Origin of the sequence: Burkholderia sp. Nafp2/4-1b (assembly GCF_003635165.1) — a bacterium.
GTDB lineage: Bacteria > Pseudomonadota > Gammaproteobacteria > Burkholderiales > Burkholderiaceae > Burkholderia.
Genome location: NZ_ML058607.1, coordinates 106,331 through 132,038 on the forward strand (window position 1 = coordinate 106,331; position 25,708 = coordinate 132,038).

Genomic DNA, 25,708 nt, shown 5'->3' on the forward strand with positions numbered 1-25,708 from the left:
CCGGTTCACCGCTGCGCGGCGCAGCGCCGGCGGCGGGCGCCCGCGCCGCACACGTTTGCCGGCATTCGTTCGGCCTTCGCGTCGCGTGCGGACCTCGATTTCCGGGCGTATCTGCCGTTAACCCGGATTTGACCGGCGCCGCTGCCCCTGCGGCCGGCTTTCCTGCACGAGCGCGAGCATGCCTGCATCCACTTCGATCGAGAAAATTGCCGACTGGGCCGGGCGCCATCACCTGATCGTCGGCGTGATCGGTACGCTGATGTCGCTCGCCGCGCTCGGCATCAGCGCGGCCACGCTATGGGCCGCGCGCAGCGAAGTCGTCGAGCATGCGCACGAGACGTCGCGCAACGTCGCCGCGGTGCTGGTCAGCGAGATCGGCCGCACCGTCGAAACGTCGAACAACGCGCTCGTGTCGCTCGCGGCCGATCTCGGCAACCCCGCGATCGTGCGCATGGAGGCGGGGCTGCGCCACGACGTGCTGTTCGAGCGCACGGCCGCGCAATACGTGACCGGCATGGGCGTCACCGACCGGCACGGGCACCTGATCGACGGCTGTTGCGGGCCGACCCACAACTGGGACTTCAGCGATCGCGACTACTTCAAGGTCCACCGCGAGGCGGACAACGTCGGCCTCTACGTGTCGGAGGCGTATCGCGCACGTTCGCGCGGCAACACGGAATCCATCGCGCTGTCGCGGCGCATCGAACGACCGGATCACACGTTCGACGGAATCGCGGTGGTCGCCATCGACCTCGCGTACTTCGATCGGCTGCTGTCGCGCCTGAACGTCGGGACGCACGGCGTCAGCGCGATCCTGCGCGCGGACGGCACGATCCTCGCGAGAAACCCGCCGTTGAGCGATCACCAGATGATCCGGCTGCGCAGGTCGAAGTCGTTCGACCGGATGGTGAGCCGCGAATCGGGCTTCTACGCGGCGCGCTCGAGCATCGACGGCATCGTGCGGCTGTATACGTACCAGCAGGTGCCGGGCACGCCGCTGATCGCCGTCGTCGCGCCGGCCGAGCGCGACGTGCTGGCCGGCATCACGCGCCTGTCGTGGACGGTCGGCGTGTCGGCGTCCGTCATCGGCGCGCTGTTCTGCGCGGTCGTGTGGCTGCTCGCGTTCGCGCTGCGCGACAACCTGCGCAAGCAGACGCTGCTCACCGACCTCACGCGCACCGATCCGCTGACGGGCCTGCACAATCGCCGCGCGCTCGACGCGGCACTGGTCGACGAATGGGAGCGGCTGCAGCGCAGCAGCGAAGGCAGCCTGTCGGTGCTGTTCATCGACGCCGACCACTTCAAGCAGTACAACGACCGCTACGGCCATGCGCAAGGCGACACGGCGCTGCGCTTTCTCGCCGAATGCATCCGCGCGAACGTGCGGCGGCGCGGCGACATCGCCGCGCGCTACGGCGGCGAGGAATTCGTCGCGGTGCTGCCCGATACGGACGAAAGCGGTGCCGCGGAGGTCGCGGAAGCGATCCGGCACGCCGTCGAACAGAACCGGATCGACGGCTTCGACGCGACGATTCCGCCGTTCACGGTCAGCATCGGCTGCGCGACCGGCCATCGCGCGAACCCGCGCTCCGTGCATGCGCTGTCGCATCAGGCGGACCTCGCGCTCTATGCGGCCAAGCGCCACGGCAGAAACCGCGTGTGCCGCGCCGAAGCCCAGCCGCTCGCGCAGCAACCGGCTTGACTGCGCCGGTTCCGATCCTGTTCAAACGCGCACGCGGCGCCGGTCGAATCCGGCCGTCGCAGCACTGGTTCGACGAGGCGTTCGCGTCGCCCGCAAACGTTCAGCATCACGAATTCACCAAATAGTGAGAATTCAGGCCCGCCGACCGCGACGCGCAACAAATCCTTAACGGCTGCGTCACGATCGACGCCGACAATCCGCCATCTTCGACCTTCAGGATGGAGTTTTGCATGTTTGCGTCACGGAGCCGTTTCCCGCTGCATGTCGCCGCGCTGTCGAGCGTGTTCGTACTCGTCGCCTGTGGCGGCGGCGACGATGTCGCGTCGTCGAACACGACCACGACCGCCGCCGCGGTACCGGCGCCGCCGGCGGACCCCGGCTTCGTCGACAGCGCCCCCGTGCCGAGCGTGCCCGCGTTCGTCGACAACATCGCGACCAACCAGCGCGGCGACGCGCGCTATGCGACGCTGTCGACCAACGCGGCGGTGCGCGTGGTCAGCCGCTTCCTCGACCTGTGGCAGCCGTCGACGATGCTTGTCGATGCGGGCGTGAACGCGCCGGCCAACGGCGCGTTTCCCGCGATCGTGGCATCCACCTGCTCGGGCCTGCCCGGCAGCGGCACGCCGTGCGGCACCATCCTGAACGACACGGTGCTGGCCGCCAACGTTCAATATGTGATCAATGCAACGACCGCGCGCACGCAGCAGCAGGCCGACGCCGCGTACTTCGACGACCGGCGCGGCAAGGGCTACAGCGTGACCGACGGCATGGGGCCGCTCACCGACGCATGGCGCACCGCGGCTCAGCAAACGACCAGCATCACCAGCATTCCCGCCGATGCGACGACCGTGCTGTACAACGACGCCGGCAACAACGTCGGGGTTGGCAGCAGCACCAACTCGAACTTCGGCAAGGTCGTCGACCTGCTCAACGAGATGGGCAGCAACGCGTCGACCGAGCCGTCGAAGCGCTTCTACAAGTATGCGCGGCCGTACCGCTGGAGCACGAGCGTGGTCGTCGCGCCGACGCTCGTTCCCGCCGAAAGCACGACGCCTGCGACCGACGGCGGCTTCATCAGCGGCCACTCGGCCGAAGCGATGCGCGATGCGACGACGATGGCGTGGCTCGTGCCCGAACGCTTCCAGGAAATGATCAGCCGCGGCCTCGAACTCGGCGAGAACCGGATCCTCGCCGGCATGCACTCGCCGCTCGACGTGATCGGCGGCCGCATGCTCGCGCTGGCCGTCAGCGCGGCGAACCTGACCGCATTCGCCAGCGACGCGCAGGCCGCGTACGGCCAGGCGCACCAGGCGCTGCAGCAGCTCACGGGGACGACCGACGCGACGTTCGCCGCGTTCGCGCACTCGGGCACGACGGCCACCGACCGGTTCGCCGATTACACCGCGAACAAGGCCGCGTTCCTGCGCCGCATGACGTTCGGCTTCGGCACGATCGAATCGACCGACGCGCCGCCCGTGGTGCCGAAGGGCGCGGAAATCCTGCTGCAGACGCGCTTCCCGTATCTGAGCGCGGATCAGCGGCGCGTCGTGCTGAAGACCACCGAAGTGCAGTCCGGCTATCCGGTGATGGACGATGCGGAAGGCTGGGGACGCCTGAACCTGTTTGCCGCGGGCGACGGCTACGGTGCATTCAACGGCAACGTGATCGTATCGATGGACGCATCGCAGGGCGGGCTGAATGCGGCCGACCAGTGGCGCAACGACATCGCCGGCGCCGGCAAGCTGACGCTGCAAGGCTCCGGCACGCTGACGCTCGCCGGCAACAACCGCTATACGGGCGGCACGCAGGTGAGCGGCGGCACGCTCGCCGCCGCATCGGCAAGCGCATTCGGCACCGGTGACGTGTATGTCGGCTCGGGCGGCAGCGTACGGATCGCGGCCTCGACGCCGGTGACGATCGCGACGCGCTACACGCAGCTCGACAACACGACGCTCGAACTCGACATCGACGGCAACGGCGGCGGACGCCTGCGCGTCGGTGGCGCGCTGACGGTCGTCGGCGGCACGCTGCACGTGAAGTTCGTGAACGGCTACGTACCGAAGGCCGGCGACACGATCGCGCTGATCGACGGCGCGGCGGCCGCCGCGAAGTTCTCGACTGTGACGGTCGACGGGTTCAAGGCAACGCCGGTTTATACGGCGACGGGCGTGTCGGTCACGTTGTCGGCGTCGTAAGCGCGCGGCGGGACGCGGCGGGACGTTCAGCGCTTCGAACGCCCCGTCGCGGGCGCCGTCACGACACTCGCGTCAACGCGGGTCGATGCCGCTCTGTCGCAGGATCGCGGCGGCCGGTACGGTCTTCATGAATGCCATGAATGCACGCGACGCATCGGGGGCCTGACGGCTCCTCGCCCCGGAACAACATCAGTTCCACGAGCGGGCACGCGCGTTGCTCGTCCGACGATTCATCGGACCTCCGGGCAGCGACGTGACGAGCAAATCAGGCGAGATCCACATCGGCATTTCCGGCTGGCGCTACGACGGCTGGCGCGGTACCTTCTATCCGAAAGGGCTGAAGCAGGCGGCGGAACTGCGGTACGCATCCGGCCGCATGCAGACGATCGAAATCAACGGTACCCACTACAGCCTGCAGGCGCTCGCGAGCTGGCGGCACTGGTACGACGATACGCCGCCGGGCTTCACGTTCAGCGTGAAAGGCGCCCGCTACCTGACCCACATGCTGCGCTTTCGCGACGACACCGCGACCGTCGCGTGCGCGAATTTCTTTGCACAGGGATTGCTTGCACTGAAGGACAAGCTCGGCCCGATATTGTGGCAATTTCCGCCGTCGTTGCGATTCGACCCTGATCACATGACGCGCTTTCTCGACCTGCTGCCGCACGATACGGAAGCCGCGCTCGCGCTCGCGAAGCGGCACGACGGCCGCGTCAGGACGCCGTATCTGCAGATCGATCGCAAGCGGGCGATGCGCCACGCGATCGAAATCCGTCATCCGAGCTTCGTGGATCCCGGTTTCGTGAAGCTGCTGCGCCGCCACAAGGTCGCGCTCGTCGTGTCCGATTCGACCGAGCCGTGGCCGCAGTTCGACGACCTGAGCGCCAGTTTCGTCTACATGCGGCTGCACGGCACCGAAACGAAATACTCGGGTGAATACTCGGATGAGTCGCTCGAGCACTGGGCGCGCAAAATCGAGGCGTGGCGTCGCGGCGAACAGCCTGCCGATGCGCGTCTGATCGCACCGGATTTGCCGCCGCCGCGCGCGCGAGCGCGGGACGTGTACTGCTACTTCGACAACGACACGAAAACGAAGGCGCCATTCGACGCGCGGCGCCTGATGGAGCGCCTCGACGTGGAGGCGCACGACACGGCGACCGGATCGCACGATTAACCCACCGCAAGGAGAAAAACGATGACCCTGCTTATCTACCTGCTCGGCTGGATCATTTTCATCGCCGGTGTGGCATGGGGCTTGATGACGCTGCACGTGTCGCAACACATCATCGAGATCGTGGCCGTCATTCTGTTCGGCATCGCGGTGATCACCGGCGCGACACGCGCACGCAATCGCGACCGGACGTAGCGCGATTGGGGCACCGCCGGCGCCCTACTAGCCCGGGCCGTCGCTCGCGGCCGCGAGAAGCGGCACGACCAGATCGCTGATCGGCGTCGGAATTCCGTGCGTTCGGCCGTATCGCTGTACAACTCCATTCCGGCAGTCCCATTCGAGCGGGCGGTTGCCCTGCCGATCGGCAAGAATGGACGTACCCAGATCGGGCGGGGCGCGATGGAATCCTTCAACGATTTCCCGAGGCACTTCATCGCCCAACTTCGCCCCTTCCGCACGGGCGACTTCGAGACATTCCCGCAGGTAGCCAAGTGACAGTTCGGTGATGTCGCTTCGCGAGTACATGCCGGCGCGTCGACCGGTCAGCACCATGAGTCCGGCGACTGCGTTCTGCAAAAGCTTGCGCCACGCGAGCGAAAGGAAATCCTCGGCAATCTCGATCGAACATCGCGTGCCGCGCAACGCCGCGACCACCACGTCGCTCGCCGGCGTATCGGGCACGGTGAGCCGCGGTTGGCCACGCAGCCACACCGATGAGCCCGACTCGCGTTGCGCAGGAAACCAGACGACCGATGGCACGACCGCAGCGCCGGCCGCATACGGTGCGAAAGTGGCTTTCTGCTCTACACCGTTTTGCAGCACGCAGACAACGGTCTTCGCATCGCACAGCGCGGAGACCCAAGGTGCCGCACTCGCGACCTGCGTCGCCTTGACTGCAACGAATACAAGATCGAACCGTCCTGTGACCGCGTGCGGATCGGTCAGTACGGGGCCGGGCACGACGATTTCGCCGCCATCGACGCGCAACGTGAGCTGCTCGTGCGCCGAGCGGCCGCAGATCACCGGTGTGCGGCCGGCTTCATGAAGGGCGGCGGCCACGGTCGTTCCGATTGCGCCGGGACCGACGAGGGCGACGCTCGGGTAGTCAGACGTTGTCATGGTGTTCATCCTGTTGAATCCTCCACCAGATGCGGGCGCAGTGCGAAGGCGAGCGGGAAAATCGCCAGGGCGGTCAACGCGGTCGCGTACGTGGCGCCGTGCACACCGATCCTGTCGCCCAGGAAACCGTAGAGAACCGGCGATATCGCGCCCGATGCGATCGTTCCCGTATAGAAGATCGCGAATGCGCGCTCGGTGCGCTCGGGCGCGGCCATCTCCGGAACGGTGCCGTACAGCACGGAGGAAGTGCCGTTGAGCATCATGCCCAGAATCGGTAACAGCACCGTGGTAAGCGCGAGCGGAAGATACATCACCGCGATGATGAGCGCGGCTGTCGCGCCTTCCGTGAGCAGCACCGTACGCACCACACCCATGCGCGCGCCCAGCCAGCCGCAAACGAATTTGCCGGCCGCACCGCCAATGAAAACGAGCGCGAGGGCCGTTCCGATCAGTGGGGACGAGACGCCCTTTGCACTGAGCAGGAAAGGCAGAAAGGTAAGCAGTCCCATGCGTACCGCCGTATCGAGCACGCCGATGGAAAACAGCGCGGAGAAGCCGCTTCCTCCGGTGCCTTTGCGTTCAGCGGACGCGTGCTCTTTTTCCGTCGCCTTCGCGGGGCCACGTGGCACTGCGGGAAACCAGCATGCAATGACCGCGGCAACGACGCACCCCAATCCGGCGACGACCCATAGTGCGTGACGCCACGGCATCATCGTCACGAGCAGCGAGATGGCGGCCGGCAGCGCGGATTTCCCCAGATCGCCGGAAAAGTTGTAGATGCTCAGCGGCCCTCTCGCGTCGCGGCCATAGGTGCGCGAGATGGCGCCCGACGCGATCGGATGCTGCGTGCTGGATCCGCCGCCCGAAATCGCCAGCGCCACGCACAAACCGAGCAGTCCGCCCGACATGCCCGCGATCGCATAACCCAGCGCCGCGAGCAGCGTGCCGCCCGCGAGCAGGCCGCGACTGCCCAGACGTTGTGCGAGACGCCCGGCCGGCAATTGCAGCGCGGCCATCGTGCCCGCATAGACGCCGCGCAGGATAGCCAGCGCCGCAAAGTCGAGGCCGAACTCCGACTGCCACAGGGGCAGCAACGCATAGATCATGTCCGTATAGCCATCGTGGGTTGCGTGCGCAATGCAGGATAGCCACAGCACGCGCGGCCGTGATGGCGCAGTCTCCTGCATCACGGGAGGGGAAAAAACCGGCAAGCGCATTGTCGTTCTCTCGGTACAAGGGGCTCATGGAAGCCCCTCGTGGTGTGGGCCCCAGGCTGGACGAGTTGATTTTATGACCGAGGTGCCAGCCATTTCAATTGAGCTAAACTCGCGTCAACCGAGAAAAAAAGTCACGTCATGAATGCAAGCCGAGATGCTGCGAAAACCCGCGACGAGTTGCCGCCGCTCAATGCGCTACGCGCTTTCGATGCGGTCGCGCGGCACGGCAGCTTCGCGGGCGCTGCGACGGAACTGCATGTCACGCACTGGGCCGTCGGAAAACAGATCCGGTTGCTGGAGGACTGGTTCGGCCGGCCGTTGTTCGAGCGTCGCCCGCGCGGTGTCGTGCTGACCGACGAAGGGGCCGCGTTGCTCAACGATGTCAGCAATGCGTTCGATCGCCTCGGTACCGCGGCGGTGCGGCTGCGCCACAATACAATGAGGCCCCGGATATCGGGCGTCGTTCGGGTGAACGTGCCGATGAGCTTTGCGCTGTGCTGGCTGCTGCCGCGGCTCGCCGATTTCCATTCGAGATACCCCGACATCGACGTGCGCGTATCGACGACATCGCGCAAGCTGCGCTATGTCGTCGACGCTTTCGATATCGGTGTTCGGTCCGGTCCGTAGCAAGGCGCGGGTGTCGTGTCGCGCCCGTTGATGCCCGACTTGCGCGTGCCTGCCTGCAGTACTGCCTTGCTGCGCAAGCATCCGATACAGAGCGTGACCGACTTGCGCCATCACACGTTGCTGCATTCGGCCACGACGCGTTCCGCGTGGTCGCACTGGTTGAAGGAAGCGGGGGCTGCCGATCTCCGCGCCGCACGCCACGTCGAATTCGACCACGTGAATCTTCAGCTTGGCGCGGCCGTCGAGGGTCTGGGTGTGGCTATGGCATCGCTGCCGCTGATCGAGCGCGATCTGGCCGAGGGGCGCCTCGTATGTCCGATCGCATCACCTGTCTGGCGTGCCGACGACTACACGTTGGTGACGAACGCCGATCGCGCCGACGATGCCGCGGTGTCCGCGTTCGAGCAATGGATCGAGGGCATGGCGAGTTGAGCGAGATGGTGGCCTGAGCGGCGCGCCGCGCGGAGTCGCGACGCCCGCGCCGGCGTCACCCGCGAGCGGACGCGACGCCGTCGAGTTCGCGCACGGCGTCCTCCGGCAGTGCCAATGCACCGGCGGCGAGATTCTCGCGCAGATGCGCGACCGACGACGTGCCCGGGATCAGCAGAAGGTTCGGCGCGCGGCGCAGCAGCCATGCGAGCGCCGTCTGCATCGGCGTCGCGCCGAGCCGCGTGGCGACCCTGTCGAGCGTGGACGACTGCAACGGACTGAAGCCGCCAAGCGGAAAGTACGGGACGTAGGCGATGCCGTCGCGGGCCAGCGCATCGACGAGCGCGTCGTCGTTCCGATGCGCGAGGTTGTAATGGTTCTGCACGCAGACGATGTCGCAGATTCGCCGCCCTTCCGCGACCTGTGCGGCCGTCACGTTGCTCAATCCGATATGCCGCACGAGGCCCTGCCGCTGTAGTTCCGCGAGCGCGGACAGCGGCGCTTCGATCGAGCCTTCCGCCGGCCCGTGCGTGTCGAACATGATCCGCAGGTTGACCACGTCGAGCACGTCGAGGCCGAGGTTGCGCAAGTTGTCGTGCACGGCGGCGGCGAGCGCATCGGCCGAGAATGCCGGCAGCCACGCACCGTCGTCGCCGCGCTTCGCGCCGATCTTGGTCACGATCAGCAGATCGTCGCGATACGGATGCAACGCTTCGCGGATCAGCCGGTTCGTCACGTGCGGGCCGTAAAAATCGCTCGTGTCGATGTGGTCGACTCCCGCTGCGACAGCTTCGCGCAGCACGGCGAGCGCCGCCTGGTGATCCCGGGGCGGGCCGAACACGCCGGGCCCGGCCAGTTGCATCGCGCCATAGCCGATGCGGTGAACGCGGCGACCCGCGATGGAATACGTGCCGGACTGGACGACGGCGGACATGTTCGTGCTCCTTGTGATGAATGCGTGAGTCGAAGATTACGCCGCGTCGGGCCGCACGATAATCGGCCATAATCTGCACAACCTGTACGAAAGGGCGAACAATGCAAGTCGATCTGGGCGACCTGAACGCATTCGTGGCGGTGGCGCGCGCGAAGGGCTTCCGCGAAGGCGCGCGCATGACGGGCACGAGCGCGTCCGGCCTCAGCGAAGCGGTGCGCCGGCTCGAAGCGCAACTGGGCGTGCGGCTGTTGCACCGCACGACGCGCAGCGTGGCGCCGACCGAAGCCGGGCAACGGCTGCTCGCGCGACTCGCGCCGGCACTCACCGAGGTGGAGGCGGCGCTCGACGTCGTCAATACGTTCCGCGAGAAACCGGTCGGCACGCTGAAGCTGAACGTCCCGATGAGCGCGGCGCGGCTCGTGCTGCCGTCGATCATCCCGCGCTTTCTCGACGCGTATCCGGAGATACGGCTCGAGATCGTCGCGGACGAAAGCTTCGTCGATATCCTCGCGGCCGGCTGCGACGCGGGCATCCGCTACGACGAGCGCCTCGAACAGGACATGATCGCCGTGCCGATCGGCCCGCGTTCGCAACGCTTCGCGACGGCCGCCGCGCCAGCCTATCTCGACCGGCGCGGCCGCCCCGCCCATCCGCGCGAGTTGCTCGATCATGCATGCCTGCGCGGCCGCTTCGCGAGTGGCGCGATGCCGGCATGGGAGTACGAGCACGACGGCGAAGTCGTGCGCGTGGAGCCGTCGGGGCCGCTCGTCGTGCAGATCGGCGGCGCCGTCGATCTCGTCGTGGATGCCGCCTGCGCGGGGCTCGGCATCGTGCATCTTTACGAGGACTGGCTGCGTCCGCAGCTCGCGGGCGGTGCGCTCGAACCGGTGCTCGTCGACTGGTGGCGGCCGTTCTCGGGCCCATATCTGTACTACCCGGGGCGGCGCTTCGTGCCGGCTCCGCTGCGCGCGTTCGTCGATTTCATCAAGGCGGATGCGGGATAGCCAGCCGGCCGCCGCGGGTGTGCGGTGTGCGGGTGTGCGGTGTCCGCGACACGACCGCCGAGGCAGGTTGAAGCATGCGGCTCACCGAGCCACGAAGGCAGCCGCGAAGCACCGCCCGTGCCGTCGGCGCGACCGGCATTGCGCGAGAAAGGCGGATGAAAGACCCGACCGCTAGACTCCCTGCGGCACGACGCGCGACACCGGCCGCCGCTCGCCCCGCGGCCCGGCACGGCCTGCGCGTCACCCCGTCACCGTCCCCGCCGAGGCCCGCATGCGCCAACCAAGGAAGCGATCGCCGTTCGCGACGTTGCTTGCAGCCACCGCACTTTCATGCGCGGTGCCGCCTGGGCACGCATGCGACGTCCCTGCCGCGGTGACGCGCATCGATCCGCCCGGCTACTACGACGACGCGGCCGGCTATGCGCGCGCGGTGAAGCCGATGCGCGATTTCATCTCGCGGCTCAATACATCGGCGGACCAGGGCAACTGGTCGTGCGCGGTGACGCTGCTCGAAAGCTGGGCGCAAGCCGAGGCGCTGATGGGGCCGATCGCCGGCTATCAGGGGTACTACGAACGTTCATGGGCGGGCACCGATTTCGCGATGGTGATCCTGCGCATGCCACCCGACGTGCGTGCCGCAAACCGCGCGCGGCTCGACACGATCGGCCCGTGGCTGGAACGCATCGCGATCGCCACACGCAATTCGGAAGCGATCAACCATCTGCACAACAATCTCGTGTACTGGGTCGGGCTCAACCTGATCGCGATCGGCACCGTGACGGACAACGCGAGCCTCATCGATTCGGGGCTGCTGCGAGTGCGCGAAGGGATCCGCGACATCGGCCCCGACGGCTCGCTCGCGCGCGAAGTGAAGCGCGGCAACCTCGCGCTGCACTACCACACGTTCGCACTGCTGCCGCTCGTGTTCGCGGCCGAACTCGTGCAGCGGCGCCATATCGATCTCTATCGGGAAAACGACGGCGCGATCGGCCGGCTCGCGAACCTCGTGATCGACGCGGTGGACGACCCGGCGAGCTTCATGAAGATCACACCGATCCCGCAGGACCTGTTCCCGTGGACACTGCGTGACGAACTCAGTTGGGTCGAGCCTTACTACGCGCGCTTCGGCGGTCGCCGCCTGCCGGCGATCATCGCGCCGCGCCGCCCGTTCAGCGAATGGCGGCTGGGCGGCAACGTGACGGCGACATGGGGCGCGCCGCTGCGGTAAGCGGCAGCAGCGATCGCACCCGCGACCTCACTTCACATCACCGCCGGTTCGACCGCGACACCACGTCGATCCACACGGCCAGCACCAGCACCGCGCCTTTCACGATCATCTGCCAGTACGCGTCGACGTCGAGCATCGACATCCCGTTGTCGAGGCTCGCCATCACGAGCGCGCCGATCAGCGCGCCATACACGGTGCCCGAGCCGCCGCGCATCGAGGTGCCGCCGATGAAGCACGCGGCGATCGCATCGAGTTCGCCCATCGTGCCGGCCGACGGCGAGCCCGCCGCGAGCCGCGCGGTATTGACGATGCCCGCGAACGCGCACATCAGCCCCATCAGCGCGAAGATCGCGAGCTTCACGCGATCGGTGTCGACGCCCGAGAGCCGCGTCGCCTCCAGGTTCGAACCCACTGCATAGATGCGCCGGCCGAACACGGTCTGCGTCGCGATCCACGAGAACACGCCGAGCAGCGCGAGCAGCAGCAGAACGGGCACCGGGATGCCGCCGTAGCGGTCGAGCGTCGCGACGAACGCGAGCAGCACCGCGCCCGCGCCGACGATCTTCGCGACGTCCTGCCACAGCGGCGCGACCGCGAGCTTGTAGCGGTGCCGCGTACCGCGCTGCCGGAAGACCAGCAGCGCAACCAGTGCGAGCAGCAGCACCGCGAGGCCATCGCCTGCCGCGCGCGGCAGGTAGCCCTGGCCGATGAACACGAAGCCGTCCGACACCGGCGCGATCGTCGAGCCGCCCGTCACGCCGAGCAGGATCCCGCGGAAGGCGAGCATCCCGCCGAGCCCGACGATGAACGACGGCACGCGTCGGTAGGTCGACCACCAGCCGTTGAACAGCCCGACGAGCACGCCGAGCGCGAGCACCGCCGGCACCGTCACGGCGACCGGCCAGTGACGATTGACGTCGAGAATCGCCGCGACACCGCCGAGCAGCCCGAGCAGCGAGCCGACGGACAGATCGATCTCGCCCGCGATGATCACGAACACCATCCCGCACGCGAGCATCCCGGTGATCGACATCTGCCGCAGCAGGTTCGACACGTTGCGCGGCGTGACGAACGCGCCGTCGGTCAGCACCGAGAAGAACACCCAGATCGCCGCGACCGCGAACAGCAGCGCAAGCACCTTGTAGCGCACGAAGATCTGGCTCAGCGGACGACGGCGCATGCGGCGCGCATCGGTGTCCGGCGGCACGGCGGGAGAAGAGGAAAGTTCGGTGTTCATGTCGTACTCGCTGCAATGGGTTCCGGCTTGCGCGCGGGCGTCAGCGCGGCGCCGAGGATCTGTTCCTGCGTGAGACCGTCATTGATGAAATCGCCGCGCAACTCGCCTTCGCCGATCACGAGCACGCGATCGGCGAGCCCGAGCACTTCCGGCAGCTCCGACGACACGACGATCAGCGCGACGCCGCGTTTCGCGAGCGCGAAGATCAGCCGGTAGATCTCCGCTTTCGCGCCGACGTCGACACCGCGCGTCGGCTCGTCGAGGATCAGCACCTGCGGGTCGGCCAGCAGCATCCGTGCGAGCACCGCCTTCTGCTGGTTGCCGCCGGACAGGCTCGCGATCGGCAGGAACGGATGAGCCGCGCGCACCGAGAGCCGCTGCATCTCGGTGCGGATCGCATCGAGTTCGGCGGCCGCGTCGATCCGGCCGTGCGCGGCGAACCGGCGCAGCACCGACAGCGTGATGTTGTGGCCGACGCCGAGCTGCGGCACGATCCCGTGGCGTTTGCGATCCTCGGGCACCATCGCGATGCCCGCGCGGATCGCGTCGGCCGGCGAGCGGATCGCGAGCGGCCGGCCGTTCAACCGCACGCTCGCCGTGCTCGCGCCCGGATACGCGCCGAAGATCGCCTGCATCAGCTCGGTGCGGCCCGCGCCGACGAGCCCCGCAACGCCGAGGATCTCGCCGCGCCGCACGCTGAACGACACGTCGTCGACGCGCTTGCGGCGCGGGTTCGCGACGTCGTGACAGGTCACGTTGCGCGCTTCCAGCACGACGTCGCCGATCTCGTGCGGCTCGCGCGGATACAGGTTGCGGATCTCGCGGCCGACCATCATCGCGATGATCCGGTCGGTGGTCAGCGCGCGCATCGGCTCGGTCGCGACGTGGCGGCCGTCGCGAATCACGGTCACGGTGTCGCACACCGCATCGACTTCGTCGAGCTTGTGCGAGATGTACACGCACGCGACGCCGCGCCGCTTCAGGTCGCGCACGATGTCGAGCAGGATGCGCGTCTCGGCGGCACTCAGCGACGACGACGGCTCGTCGAGGATCAGCAGCTTCGCGCGCTTGTTCAGCGCCTTCGCGATCTCGATCAGCTGCTGGTGGCCGCCGCCGTAGTTCATCACCGGCTGCGCGACGTTGATCGCGTCGATGCGCAGCTCGCGCAGCAGCGCTTCCGAGCGCCGCACCATTTCCGCGTAATGCATGCGGCCGCCCGGCAGCGTGATCTCGTTGCCAAGAAAGATGTTCTCGGCGACCGACAGCTCGGGCACGAGCATCAGCTCCTGGTGGATGATCACGATGCCCGCGCGCTCGGTATCGCGCACGCCGGACGCAGTCAGCGGCGCGCCTTCCCAGCGGATCTCGCCATCCCATGTTCCGTGCGGATACACACCGGACAGCACCTTCATCAAGGTCGACTTGCCGGCGCCGTTCTCGCCGCACAGCCCGACGCATTCGCCGGGACGCACGGTCAGGTCGATCCCGTCGAGCGCCTTCACGCCGTCGAATGCCTTGACGATGCCGCGCATCGTCAGCAAGGGTTCGGTCATACGTTCATTGCCTCGCAGTAGGCACGGCCGCCGTCGCGGCGGCCGCGCGTCGCGTCCGTCGTGCGCTTACTGGCTCGCCAGCTGGGCCTGGGTGTAGAAGCCGTCCTTCACGACGACGTCGACGTTGCGCTTGGTCAGCACCGTCGGCTGCAGCAGCACCGTGTCGACCTTCTTCTTGCCGTTGTCGTATTGCGCGTTGAACGCGGGCTTCGCGCCCTTCGCGAGATCGACGGCCAGCTTCGCGGCTTCGCTCGCGATCAGCTTCAGCGGCTTGTAGACGGTCATCGTCTGCGTGCCGGCGATCACGCGCTTGACGGCCGCGAGGTCCGCGTCCTGCCCGGACACCGGCACCTTGCCGGCCAGATGCTGCGCGGCGAGCGCCTGGATCGCACCGCCCGCGGTGCCGTCGTTCGACGCGACGATCGCGTCGATCTTGTTGTTGTTCGCGGTGAGCGCATCCTCGACGATCCGCAGTGCGGTCGACGCGCTCCATTCCGGCACCCACTGCTGGCCGACGACCTTGATGTCGCCGCGATCGATCGCGGGCTTCAGCACCTTCAGCTGACCTTCGCGCAGCATCTTCGCGTTGTTGTCGGTCGGAGCGCCGCCGAGCAGGAAATAGTTGCCCTTCGGCTTCGCGTCGAACACGCCCTGCGCCTGCAGCTCGCCGACCTTCTCGTTGTCGAACGAGATGTATGCATCGACGTCCGCATCGAGGATCAGGCGGTCGTACGACACGACCCTGATGCCGGCCTTCCGCGCTTCGGCGACCACGTTGCCGAGCGTCTTCGAATTGAACGGCACGATCACGATCACGTCGACGCCGCGCGAGATCAGGTTCTCGATCTGCGAGATCTGCCGCGCCTCGCTTGCATCGGCCGACTGCACCGACACCTTCGCGCCAAGCTTGGTTGCGGCTGCAACGAAATAGTCGCGATCGCGCGACCAGCGCTCGACGCGCAGGTCGTCGATGCAGAAGCCGATCTCGGGCTTGTCCTTGCTCGCATGCGCGAGCGGTGCGCCCAACGCGAACATCGCCAGCGCGGCGGCGCCGGCAAGGGAACTCAACACGGTACGACGCGTCACGGATTTCATGTCTCCACTCCTTGTTATGGAACCACCTCACGAACGCCGGGCGGCCGCCGTAATGGGCCGCCCGCATCGAGTCACTGCAACGCGCGTCACGCGCCCGTTGCAAACACTGGTTCGAGCGCGCGGTACAGCGCGCGAAACGTCGGCCGCCGCGTGTCGCGATACCACGCATGCCGCGCAGGATCGGGCTCGCGCACCGCGACGATCGGCGGCTGCGGACATACGTCATCGAGCGGCGCATCCGGTTCGAGCGCGAGACGCGCAAGCCGCGCGGCACCGAGCGCCGGGCCGACCTCGCCGCCCGCGCGCAGCGTCAGCGCGCGGCCGCTCAGGTCGGCGAGCATCTGCGTCCAGTACGCGCTGCGCGAGCCGCCGCCGATCACCGTGATGCCGGCGGGCTCGAGCCCGGCCGCATGCAGCGCGTCGATCCCGTCGAGCAGCGCGAAGCCGACGCCCTCGAGCGTCGCGTTCGCGAGATCCGCGCGCCGCGTGTCGGGCGTGAGCCCGTAGAACACGCCCTTCGCATTCACGTCGTTGTGCGGCGTGCGCTCGCCGCTCAGGTAAGGCAGGAACCATGGGCGGTTATCCTGCGCGTGCGCGTCCGCTTCGGCATCGGCGAGCAGCGCCGCGACGCCGTCGTAACCGGCCAACTGCGCAGTGAAGTCGAGGCAGCCCGCCGCGTTCAGCATCACCGACATCAGGTGCCACGTGCCGGGCAGCGCGTGGCAGAAGCTGTGCACCGCCGATTCGGGATTCGCGCGAAACCCGTCCGACACCGCGAAATACACGCCCGACGTGCCGAGCGACAGCAGCGCGTCGCCGGGCCGCACGATCCCGACGCCCACGGCGCCGGCCGCGTTGTCGCCGCCGCCGGCCACCACCGGAATCTCGCGCAGCCCGAGCGCGCGGGCGACCGCCGGCAGCAGCGTGCCCGTCACGCGATTTCCCTCGAACACCGCCGGCATCTGCGCGCGCGACAGCCCGCACGCGGCGAGCAGCGTGTCGTCGTAGTCGCGCTTCGCGACGTCGAGCCACAGCGTGCCGGCCGCATCCGACGGATCGGTTGCGAACACACCGGTCAGCCGGTATCGCAGGTAGTCCTTCGGCAGCAGCACATACGCAACGCGTGCGAACACGTCCGGCTCGTGCCGGCGCACCCACAGCAGCTTCGGTGCGGTAAAGCCCGGCATCGCGATGTTGCCGGCCAGCGTGCGCAGTGCAGGCGCGAGTCTTTCGAGCTCCGCGCACTCCGCATCCGCGCGACCGTCGTTCCACAGGATTGCCGGGCGCAGAACGTCGCCGTGCGCGTCGAGCAGCGTCGCGCCGTGCATCTGGCCGGTCAGCCCCAGCGCATCGATGTCGCGCGGATCGATGCCGCCCGCGCGCGCGTCGGCGACGACGGCGGCCAGCGCGCCGCATGCGGCGTCCCACCAGTCGCGCGGCGCCTGTTCGGACCAGCGCGGCCGCGGCCGGCTCACCGTCAACGGGCGGCTCGCGCTCGCGCGCACCGTGCCGGTGCGCGCGAGCAGCACCGCCTTCACGCCCGACGTGCCGAGATCGAGTCCGAGATACATGGCGTCAGCGCAGCCCGTAGATCGCCTGGTTCACGATGTTCTCGAGCCGCTCCTGCGCGCCGCTCGCATGCCGCGGGTCCACGCCGCGCGCGAGCGCATCGTCCGCAAGCGCCTGCAGCGTATAGCCGCCGGCCAGGATCTTGCGGCCGAACGCGTCGTCCCATTGCGCGTAGCGCTGCCGGCGCAGTGCATCGAGCCGGTCGTTCTCGACCAGCACGGCCGCGCGTTCGAGCGCGAGCGCGAGCACGTCGATCGCGCCGACGTGGCCGTAGAACAGATCCTCCGGATCGACGCTCTGGCGGCGCACCTTCGCATCGAAGTTCATCCCGCCGGTCGTGAAGCCACCGTTGCGCAGGATCTCGTAGAACGCGAGCGTCAGCTCCTCGACGCTGTTCGGGAACTGGTCGGTATCCCAGCCGTTCTGCGGATCGCCGCGGTTTGCGTCGACGCTGCCGAACACGCCGAGCGCGAACGCATTGGCGATCTCGTGATGGAACGAGTGACCGGCGAGCGTTGCGTGGTTCGCCTCGATGTTCACACGGATCTCGTTCTGCAGTCCGTACTGCACGAGGAAACCGTGCACGGTCGCGACGTCGTAGTCGTACTGGTGCTTGGTCGGCTCCTGCGGCTTCGGCTCGATCAGCAGCGCACCCTTGAAACCGATCCGGTGCTTGTGCTCGACGACCATCGACAGGAAGCGCGCGAACTGATCGCGTTCGCGCTTCAGGTCGGTATTGAGCAGCGTCTCGTACCCTTCGCGGCCGCCCCACAGCACGTAGTTCTCGCCGCCGAGCCGGTGCGTCGCGTCGAGCGCGTGGCAGACCTGCGTCGCGGCCCACGCGAACACGTCGGGGTTCGGGTTCGTCGCGGCACCGGCCGCGAAGCGCGGGTGCGAGAACAGGTTCGCGGTGCCCCACAGCAACCGCACGCCGCTCGCCTGCTGGCGCTCGCCGAGATAGTCGACCATCCGCGCGAAATTCGCCGCGTACTCGCGCAGGCTGTCGCCTTCCGGCGCGACGTCGGTGTCATGAAACGTATAGAACGGCGTGCCGAGCTTCGTGAAGAATTCGAATGCGGCATCGGCCTTCATCCGTGCGCGTTCGAGCGCGTCGCCCGGCTGGTGCCACGGCCGCTGAAACGCGCCCTGCCCGAACATGTCGTGGCCGGGCCACACGAACGTATGCCAGTAGCAGACCGCGATCCGCAGATGCTCGGCGAGCGTCTTGCCGAGCACGCGCTTCGCGGGGTCGTAATGGTGGTAAGCGAGCGAGTTGTCGGACTGCGGACCTTCGTAGCGAATTGCGGGAATGTGTTCGAAATACAACATGGCGTCTCCGTGCGGGGCTTGTTGCAGCGCAACGTGCATCGCGACGACGCACGCGGCCGAATTCGTTGGCAGGATCGTGCCCGCGCGGCTGTCGGCCGGCAATTGCGAAATTGCGCAGCACGCTTAATGTTTCTTGCCAGCCGCGCGCGCGTGGCCTGCGTTCCGGCCTACAATCGCCGGACACCTGACGATCGCGCGCCGCCTGGCGAGCGCGCCCCGGAGACAACGGCACGACGCCCGAGCGGCGCGTGCCCCGAGACCGAGATGACCCGCACTCCTCCCGCCCCGACACCGCACCGCATCGCGCTGCTGTTCAACGCGAACAAGGTCTACGACCGCGAGATCATCAGCGGCATCGGCCAGTACCTGCACACGACGCGCGTCGTGTGGGACCTGTTCCTCGAAGACGACTTCCGCTGCCGGCTCGCCGGCATCGAGCGCTTCGACGGCGACGGCATCATCGCGGACTTCGACGATCCGGCCGTCGCCGACGCGCTCGCCGGTTCGCCGCTGCCGATCGTCGCGGTCGGTTCGTCGTACGAGGATCCCGCACAATACCCACACGATGTCCCATATATTGCGACGGACAACCCGAAGCTCGTGTCGCTCGCCTATACGCACCTGATCGGTGCGGGTCTCGCGCATTTCGCGATGTACAGCCTGCCGGTCGCGCAGGAGAACCGCTGGGCGCAGCAGCGCGAGCTCGCGTTCGAGCGCCTCGCGCGCGCGGACGGGCTCGATGCACCGGTCTACCGCGGGCTGTCGACGAGCGCGTCGGGTTGGAATCACGCGATCGAGCAACTGATCGGCTGGCTGCATGCGCTGCCGAAGCCGGTCGGCGTGATCGCGGTCACCGACGCGCGCGCACGCCACCTGCTACAGGCGTGCCTGATCGCCGGCATCGCGGTGCCCGAACAGGTCGCGATCATCGGCATCGACAACGATCCGCTCACGCGCACGCTGACACGCATTCCGTTGTCGTCGGTGATCCAGGGCACCGAGGAAATGGGCCGCACCGCCGCGCATTTGCTGCACCGGATGCTGCGCGGCGCGCGCTTTCCGGGGCAGCGGATCCTGGTGCCGCCGGTCGGGATCAACGTGCTCGAATCGACGCGCCACCAGCCGCTCGCGAGCCCGCACGTGATGCGCGCGCGGCATTTCATCCGCCAGTACGCGTGCCAGGGGATCAAAACCGAACAGGTCGCCGACTATGTCGGCGTGTCGCGCTCGCTGCTCGAGGAGCACTTCCGCCGCGAACTGCAGCGCACCGTGCACCAGGAAATCCTGCGTCACAAGCTCGAGGCCGCGCAGGCGCTGCTCGCGAGCCGCCAGGCGTCCAGCGCGGAAGTCGCGATCCGCTGCGGCTTCACGTCATTGCAGTACATGTATGCGGTGTTCCGCCGCGAACTCGGCTGCACGCCGCGCGAATACCAGGAACGCACCGCGCCCGCCCACTGAATTCATTGCGTTCACCGCCCACGAGCGAACTCACTCATGCCCTTCGATACCGATACTTTCCGCCCGGCGGCCGAAACCGGCCGCATTTCGTCCGAGCCGTGGGGCACGCTGCCCGGCGGCGATCCGGTGCGGCGCTACACGCTGCGCAATGCGCACGGGATGCGCGTGGTCGTCAGCGATCTCGGCGCGACCGTCGTGTCGTGGCTCGCGCCCGATCGCATCGGACGCTTCGCGGATATCGTGCTGGCCCACGACGCGCCGGCCGACTACGTCGAATCGGGCGCATACCTCGGCGCGACCGTCGGCCGCTGGGCGAACCGGATCGCCGGCGCGCGCTTCACGCTCGACGGGATCGACTACCCGCTCGACCGCAACGAGAACGGCAACCTGCTGCACGGCGGCGCGAGCGGCTTTCATCGCGCACGCTGGGACGTGATCGACGACCGCGGCGGGCTGACGCTGCGGCTCGACTCGCCCGAGGGCGATGCGGGCTTCCCCGGTAACGTGAGCGTACAGGTGCGTTACACGCTCGACGACGACGGCACGCTGACGATCGACTATGCGGGCGTGACCGATGCGCCGACGCCGCTCAACCTCACCAACCACAGCTACTTCAACCTGAGCGGACGCGCGGGCAGCGACGTGCGCGGCCATCTGCTGCAGATCGACGCCGATGCGTTCGTCGAAGTCGACGATGCGCTGATCCCGACCGGCACGGCCGACGTGACCGGCACCGCGTTCGATTTCCGGCAGAGCGCGCCGATCGGCGCCCGTCTCGACTGGCCGCATGCACAGCTCGTACGCGGGCGCGGCTTCGATCACTGCTATGTGCTGCGCGACCCGGAGCACGGCGTGCGATCGGTCGCATCGATCTACGATCCGGAAAGCGGCCGCGAACTCGCGGTGGCGACGGATCAGCGCGGGTTGCAGCTCTATACCGGCAACTATCTGGACGGGCTGCGCGTGAGCGGCGGCGTCGCATGCGTGCGGCATGCGGCGCTGTGTGTCGAAGCCGGGTTCTTTCCGAACCAGGTCAACATGGACGCGTTGCGCGACGAAACCATTCTCCATCCCGGTGCGACCTATCGGCAGACGACGCGGTATCGGGTCGGGGTGCGCGCATAGCAGGCGCCGAATCGCGTCTCCTCCGCTTCGCGGCTTCAGCCCCGTTGCTGCCAGATAGTAGGCAACGCACGCGTTCTTTGCGTCCTCAGCGGCGCGTGCGCTACGCTCGATTCGGCTTCACATCGAGGCCAAAATTTAAGCGCTTAAACCGCATGACCCCCATCGCTGAATCGAGGGGGCCTAACCAACAATGGAGGATGACGATGAACAGACGATCGATGTTGCGCTGGAGTGTGTCGGCCGCGGCACTCGCATGCGTTGACCTGGCCGGCGCAGTGCCCGCCGTCGCGCACGTTGCCACGCAAGGCGTCGCGCGCGCCGCGGATGGCGCTCCGTTTGCGATGGGCGCCGACGTGTCGACGCTGCCCGAGCTCGAGGCGCACGGCGCGCGGTTCTTCGACCGCGGCCATCCACGTGACTGCCTGAAGATCCTGCACGCGCACGGCGTCGATTCGATCCGCATCAAGGTCTGGAACGATCCCGGCAATCCGGATTTCTTCCCCGCGAACCAGAGCGCCGCGGCCGGCTACAACAACGCCGCCCACGTCGTCGCACTGGCAAAGCGCGCGGCCGCACTCGGCATGCGCATCCTGATCGATTTCCACTACAGCGACTGGTGGGCGGACCCCGGCAAGCAATACCCGCCGCACGCTTGGGCCGGCAAGAATCTCGCCGATACCTGCGCGCTGCTGTCGGCCTATACGACCGACGTGCTGCGCCAGTTGCAGCGCGCCGGCGTGCGGCCCGAGTGGGTGCAGATCGGCAACGAGATCACCGGCGGCATGCTGTGGCCGCTTGGCCGCTACGATCAGTGGGACAATCTCGCGCAACTGCTGAAGACAGGTCGCGATGCGGTGAAGGCTGTCGATTCGCGCATCAAGGTGATGATGCATATCGACAGCGGCGGCGACAACGCGAAAAGCCGCTGGTGGTTCGACAGTGCGACGCAGCGCGGCGTCGCGTTCGACGTGATCGGCCTGTCGTATTACCCGCAGTGGCAAGGCTCGCTCGACGACCTGCGCAACAATGCAAACGATCTCGCGGTGCGCTACGACAAGGAGTTGATCGTCGTCGAAACCGCGTATCCGTGGACCACCAGCGACGGCGACTCGGAGCCGAACGCGATGACGAATGCCGGGTCGACGCCGTACCCGCCGTCACCGGCCGGGCAAGTGCAATTTCTCGCGGCGGTCGCCGATATCGTGAAGGGCGTGCCGGGCAATCGCGGCAAGGGCGTGTTCTGGTGGGAACCGGAATGGATCCCGACGCCGGGTGTCGGCTGGAAGGTGGGCGCGGGCGATCAGTGGGACAACAACACGTTGTTCGACTTCCACGGTAACGCGCTGTCGTCGCTCGACGCGTATCGGCAGCGTTGACGCGTCACGGCATTCACGCTTCACCGCGCTGGCGCCTCGCGCGTCAGTGCGGTGTGTCGAAGCGGCGGCGCGCACGCGCCGTGGGATCGCTGGTACCGCTCTCGCCGCTCGCTCCGCCCTGCTTTGCGCGCGCATCCACGGCCAGCAACACGCACGCCGCGACCGCGAGCCCGCAGCACCCCACAAACGTCGCGCGATAGCCGAACAGGTCGACGCACGCGCCCGACAGCACGCCCGACGCGATCGAGCCGACCCGCGCGGTGCTGAAGAACATCGCGGTTGCGGTGCCGAGTCGCGTGGGCATCAGGTCGCATACACGCGTCATCCCGAGACACGACGTGATCGCGACCACGCATGCGCTCAGCAACTGCAGCGGCAGGATCATGTTCACACGCGTCACCGCCGCGAGCCCGATGAAATACACGGCATGCACGATCGCGCACGCAGTCAGCCAGCGCGCCTTGTCGAGCCGCGTCGACCGGATGCCGAGCCACAGCATCATCGGAATCTCGAGCAACGCGGCGAGGCCCAGCGCGGCCGACACGTTGGCCGGCGTGCCGCCGAGGGCGCGGACGATGTAGAGCGGCAGCACGATCATCGTCGCGTTCGCCGCGAGCCCCATCAGCGTGAGCGCGACGAGCGTTCGCATCACGCTGGCGCGCGGCGCGACGACGCCAGCGGTCGCGGCATCGTCCAACGGCGCGGCAGTCCGTGCGACGGCGGTGACATGAACTGCCGCCGGCCGGCGCGCCGGCTCCGGAATCCGCGCGACGATTACGGCGCATGCGACGAAGCCCGCCGAAGCCGCGAGAAAGAGTCCGGTAAAGCCGGTCTGCGCGAGGATCAGCGCGCCGAGCGCTGGGCCGAACACCCACGCGACCGACAGCATCGTGCGCAGCGTGGCCGATGCGAGCTCGCGCTGCGCATCGTCGTCCACCGGCAGCACCGCGCGCGCGAACGAGAAGATCTGCGACAGCGACACGGCCCCCGCGCCGAGCAGGATCGTGCCGGCCGCGATCACCGCCCCGTGCGCGCGCAGCACGCACAGCAGCGCGAAGCCGAGCGCGGCGGCCGCGAGCGACACGACGAGCAGCGGCCGGTGCCGGTCGCGACGATCCGACCAGCGCCCGGCCCATGTGCTCGCGACCACGCCGCTCGCCGCGATCAGCGTCATGAAGATCCCGGCGAGAAACGGCGACATGCCCGCTGCTTCGACGCCGAACAGCGACAGGTACGGCGCGGTAAACGACATCGCGACGCCGAGCATCAGCGCCGCCGCGGACAACGGCACGAAATGCGCGATCCCCGCGAGGCGCGCGAAATGCAGGCGCAGCGACCGCAACGACTGCATCGCGTCAGTCCGGCTCGACCCATGCGGCGACGTCGACCGCGCCGAGCTCGCGGCCGCCGAGCACGAAGCGCGCACCGTCCGGTGCCGCAAGCGTGCACGGTGCATCGCCGTAGTTGAACGCGAACACGACACGCCCGCGCCGGCGCAACCGCACCTCCTCCGGCAGCGCGCGCACCGGCAGGCCGGCATCGCGCGCACATCGGCCGACGATCGCACGCAACAGCGTGCGATCGAAGCATGCGGTCGCCATCGTCACGTTGCCGCGCCGCACCAGGGCCGGCACGCCGTCGTCGCACGCGGCGAGCACGTCGATGCCGGCCAGCGATTCCAGCTCGACGTGATCGCGCCATTTCAGCGCATGGCCGTCGACGCCGTCGAACGCGACGCGCGGCGCGAGCGACGGCCGCAGCGATTCGACCTGCGCGATGCGCATCGGCAGCACGTCGCGCAGCTTGCCGGGGCCAAGGCCCGGCACGATCGCGAAGTCGGCCGTGCGGGAACCGGTGCGCGGCCCGAACAGCCAGTGTGCATCCCCGCGCGCGGCCTGCTCGACGACGCGATCGGGCACGACCGGCAGCGTCGGCGCGACGACGAGCGCATAGCGCGACACGTCGGCATCCGCCGCGACGATATCGACGTCGAGCCCCAGCTCGCGCAGCGCGCGATACCAGTCGAACGCGTGCTGCTGGTAGTCCAAGTCGGCGCCGTGCGGCTGGATCCGGATCATCCAGTCCGCCACGTAGTCGAACAGCAGCGCGACGGGGGCAGGCTCGCGGCTCGCGTCGGCGACCAACGTCGGATCTAGCGCGGCCAGCTCTTGCGCGACCCGCGCGACTTCATGACCGCCCGGCGACAGCCGGTCGTCCGGTGCGTTGAGCCCCGAGTGCAACTGCTCCTGCGCATGCGGATACTGCCGCCAGCGGAAATACGACACGAGCTCCGCGCCGTGCGCGAACGCTTCCCACGTCCACAACCGCACCGCGCCGGCGTGCGGCACCGGGTTGTACGGCCCCCAGTTCACCGGCCCCGCCTGTTGTTCCATCACCCACATCCGGCCGTTGCCCACACCGCGATACAGGTCGTGCGAAAACGCCGACACGTCGGGATGACCGGTGCGCGCCCAGCGCCGCTTGTCGGCCTCATCGAACGGCAGCACTTCGGTGCGCGGCACCGGGTAGCTGTCCCACGCGGCCACATCGAGGCCGCCGCGCGCGAATGCGTAGTGATCGAACTCGGTGTAGAAGCCCATGAAGTTGTGCAGCACGTCGCGGCCCGGCGCGTGCGGACGGATCGCATCGACCTGCGCCGCATGAAACCGTGCGACCTCGTCGGACTGATAGCGCCGGAAGTCGAGCAGGTGCGCGGGATTCGCGTCGGTCGGCGTATGGCGCGGCAGCTCGATCTCGTCGAAGCCGCGATACTCCATGCTCCAGAACACGTTGCCCCACGCGCGGTTCAGCGTGCCGATATCGCCGTAGCGCACGGCGAGCCACGCGCGGAAGCCGTCGAGCGCCGCACGCGTATAGCTCGGCAACGTGTTGTGGCAGCCGAGCTCGTTGTCGGTCTGCCACGCGATCACCGCCGGATGCGCGCCGTAGCGCCGCGCCATCGCATCGACGATGCGCACGCAGTGCTCGCGATACACGGGGCTCGCGATGTCGTAGTGACGACGCGAGCCGAACTGCCACACGGCGCCGTCCGCGCCGACCGGCAGGATCTCCGGGTGACGATCGATGAGCCACTTCGGCGGCGCGGCAGTCGGCGTGCCAAGCACGATCTTCAACTGCTGGCGCGCGAGCGTATCTATCGCTTCGTCGAGCCAGGCCCAGTCGTAGCGGCCGGGCTCCGGCTCCATCCGGCTCCACGCGAATTCGGCGATCCGCACGCGGGTCAGGCCGAGTTCGGCCATCCGTCGCGCGTCGCGGTCCCATTGTTCGCGCGGCCAGTGTTCGGGGTAATAGCAAACGCCAAGGTGCATCGTGAATTCCT

The 25,708-nt window shown here is 68.0% G+C and carries 19 protein-coding genes and 1 pseudogene; 10 read left to right on the plus strand and 10 right to left on the minus strand.

Translation table 11 applies throughout. The features are described from left to right. Positions 1-178: 178 nt before the first annotated feature. The 4 genes from C7H84_RS18090 (at position 179) to C7H84_RS36435 (ending at position 5,263) form a co-directional block, all read left to right on the plus strand. The gene (locus C7H84_RS18090; protein ID WP_121860068.1) at positions 179-1,702 is read left to right on the plus strand and encodes a GGDEF domain-containing protein; all 1,524 of its coding nucleotides are present in this window, start codon (positions 179-181) and stop codon (positions 1,700-1,702) included. Between the two features lie 230 nt (positions 1,703-1,932). Further along, a complete protein-coding gene (locus C7H84_RS18095) occupies positions 1,933-3,897 on the plus strand; it encodes a phosphatase PAP2 family protein (protein ID WP_121860069.1) in 1,965 nt (654 codons plus the stop codon). Between the two features lie 253 nt (positions 3,898-4,150). Beyond that, positions 4,151-5,071: a DUF72 domain-containing protein gene (locus C7H84_RS18105; protein WP_121860096.1), complete on the plus strand. Its 921-nt coding sequence runs from the start codon at positions 4,151-4,153 to the stop codon at positions 5,069-5,071. 21 nt (positions 5,072-5,092) lie between these two features. Further along, positions 5,093-5,263, plus strand: a complete 171-nt coding sequence (locus C7H84_RS36435) for a hypothetical protein (RefSeq protein ID WP_162999306.1) — start codon at positions 5,093-5,095, stop codon at positions 5,261-5,263. A gap of 27 nt (positions 5,264-5,290) precedes the next feature. On the opposite strand, the gene C7H84_RS18110 is transcribed toward C7H84_RS36435, so the two are convergent. Both C7H84_RS18110 and C7H84_RS18115 read right to left on the minus strand, forming a co-directional pair. Beyond that, the gene (locus C7H84_RS18110) at positions 5,291-6,187 is read right to left on the minus strand and encodes an oxidoreductase (RefSeq protein WP_121860097.1); all 897 of its coding nucleotides are present in this window, start codon (positions 6,185-6,187) and stop codon (positions 5,291-5,293) included. A 5-nt stretch (positions 6,188-6,192) separates the two neighbouring features. Further along, positions 6,193-7,404 carry an MFS transporter gene (locus C7H84_RS18115; protein WP_121860070.1) on the minus strand — a complete coding sequence of 404 codons (1,212 nt, stop codon included), beginning with the start codon at positions 7,402-7,404 and terminating at the stop codon, positions 6,193-6,195. Between the two features lie 138 nt (positions 7,405-7,542). On the opposite strand from C7H84_RS18115, the pseudogene gcvA reads away from it, so the two are divergent. Continuing rightward, positions 7,543-8,463, plus strand: a pseudogene (gcvA, locus tag C7H84_RS18120) (transcriptional regulator GcvA). Positions 8,464-8,518: 55 nt separating this feature from the next. Here gcvA and C7H84_RS18125 read toward each other — a convergent pair. After that, positions 8,519-9,394 (minus strand): aldo/keto reductase family oxidoreductase, encoded by an 876-nt coding sequence (locus C7H84_RS18125; protein WP_121860071.1) that lies wholly within the window; start codon positions 9,392-9,394, stop codon positions 8,519-8,521. Between the two features lie 101 nt (positions 9,395-9,495). On the opposite strand from C7H84_RS18125, the gene C7H84_RS18130 reads away from it, so the two are divergent. Together C7H84_RS18130 and C7H84_RS18135 are read left to right on the plus strand one after the other, a co-directional pair. After that, positions 9,496-10,398 carry a LysR family transcriptional regulator gene (locus C7H84_RS18130; RefSeq protein ID WP_121860072.1) on the plus strand — a complete coding sequence of 301 codons (903 nt, stop codon included), beginning with the start codon at positions 9,496-9,498 and terminating at the stop codon, positions 10,396-10,398. Between the two features lie 271 nt (positions 10,399-10,669). Next, positions 10,670-11,626, plus strand: a complete 957-nt coding sequence (locus C7H84_RS18135; protein ID WP_121860073.1) for a mannuronate-specific alginate lyase — start codon at positions 10,670-10,672, stop codon at positions 11,624-11,626. Positions 11,627-11,663: 37 nt separating this feature from the next. Here C7H84_RS18135 and C7H84_RS18140 read toward each other — a convergent pair whose 3' ends face one another. The 5 genes from C7H84_RS18140 to xylA form a co-directional block, all read right to left on the minus strand. Beyond that, positions 11,664-12,863 (minus strand): sugar ABC transporter permease, encoded by a 1,200-nt coding sequence (locus C7H84_RS18140; protein WP_121860074.1) that lies wholly within the window; start codon positions 12,861-12,863, stop codon positions 11,664-11,666. Continuing rightward, positions 12,860-14,416 carry a D-xylose ABC transporter ATP-binding protein gene (gene xylG, locus C7H84_RS18145; protein WP_121860075.1) on the minus strand — a complete coding sequence of 519 codons (1,557 nt, stop codon included), beginning with the start codon at positions 14,414-14,416 and terminating at the stop codon, positions 12,860-12,862. Before xylG ends, C7H84_RS18140 begins: the two co-directional genes overlap by 4 nt. Before the next feature lie 66 nt (positions 14,417-14,482). Then, the gene (gene xylF / locus C7H84_RS18150) at positions 14,483-15,511 is read right to left on the minus strand and encodes a D-xylose ABC transporter substrate-binding protein (protein ID WP_121860076.1); all 1,029 of its coding nucleotides are present in this window, start codon (positions 15,509-15,511) and stop codon (positions 14,483-14,485) included. A gap of 86 nt (positions 15,512-15,597) precedes the next feature. Further along, on the minus strand, positions 15,598-17,082 hold the full coding sequence (xylB, locus tag C7H84_RS18155; protein ID WP_121860077.1) for a xylulokinase: 1,485 nt from the start codon (positions 17,080-17,082) through the stop codon (positions 15,598-15,600). 4 nt (positions 17,083-17,086) lie between these two features. Beyond that, positions 17,087-18,409, minus strand: coding sequence for a xylose isomerase (gene xylA / locus C7H84_RS18160; protein WP_121860078.1), 1,323 nt, complete (start codon positions 18,407-18,409; stop codon positions 17,087-17,089). A gap of 264 nt (positions 18,410-18,673) precedes the next feature. Here xylA and C7H84_RS18170 point away from each other — a divergent pair, with 264 nt between their 5' ends. From C7H84_RS18170 to C7H84_RS18180, 3 genes are all read left to right on the plus strand, one after another. Then, complete coding sequence (locus C7H84_RS18170) at positions 18,674-19,867, plus strand: DNA-binding transcriptional regulator (protein WP_121860079.1); 1,194 nt, start codon at positions 18,674-18,676, stop codon at positions 19,865-19,867. A 36-nt stretch (positions 19,868-19,903) separates the two neighbouring features. After that, on the plus strand, positions 19,904-20,992 hold the full coding sequence (locus C7H84_RS18175; RefSeq protein ID WP_121860080.1) for an aldose epimerase family protein: 1,089 nt from the start codon (positions 19,904-19,906) through the stop codon (positions 20,990-20,992). A 203-nt stretch (positions 20,993-21,195) separates the two neighbouring features. Further along, a complete protein-coding gene (locus C7H84_RS18180; protein WP_121860098.1) occupies positions 21,196-22,368 on the plus strand; it encodes an arabinogalactan endo-1,4-beta-galactosidase in 1,173 nt (390 codons plus the stop codon). Positions 22,369-22,411: 43 nt separating this feature from the next. Here C7H84_RS18180 and C7H84_RS18185 read toward each other — a convergent pair whose 3' ends face one another. Both C7H84_RS18185 and C7H84_RS18190 read right to left on the minus strand, forming a co-directional pair. Then, the gene (locus C7H84_RS18185; protein ID WP_121860099.1) at positions 22,412-23,719 is read right to left on the minus strand and encodes a sugar efflux transporter; all 1,308 of its coding nucleotides are present in this window, start codon (positions 23,717-23,719) and stop codon (positions 22,412-22,414) included. 4 nt (positions 23,720-23,723) lie between these two features. Beyond that, positions 23,724-25,697, minus strand: coding sequence for a beta-galactosidase (locus C7H84_RS18190; protein ID WP_121860081.1), 1,974 nt, complete (start codon positions 25,695-25,697; stop codon positions 23,724-23,726). Positions 25,698-25,708 lie beyond the last annotated feature (11 nt).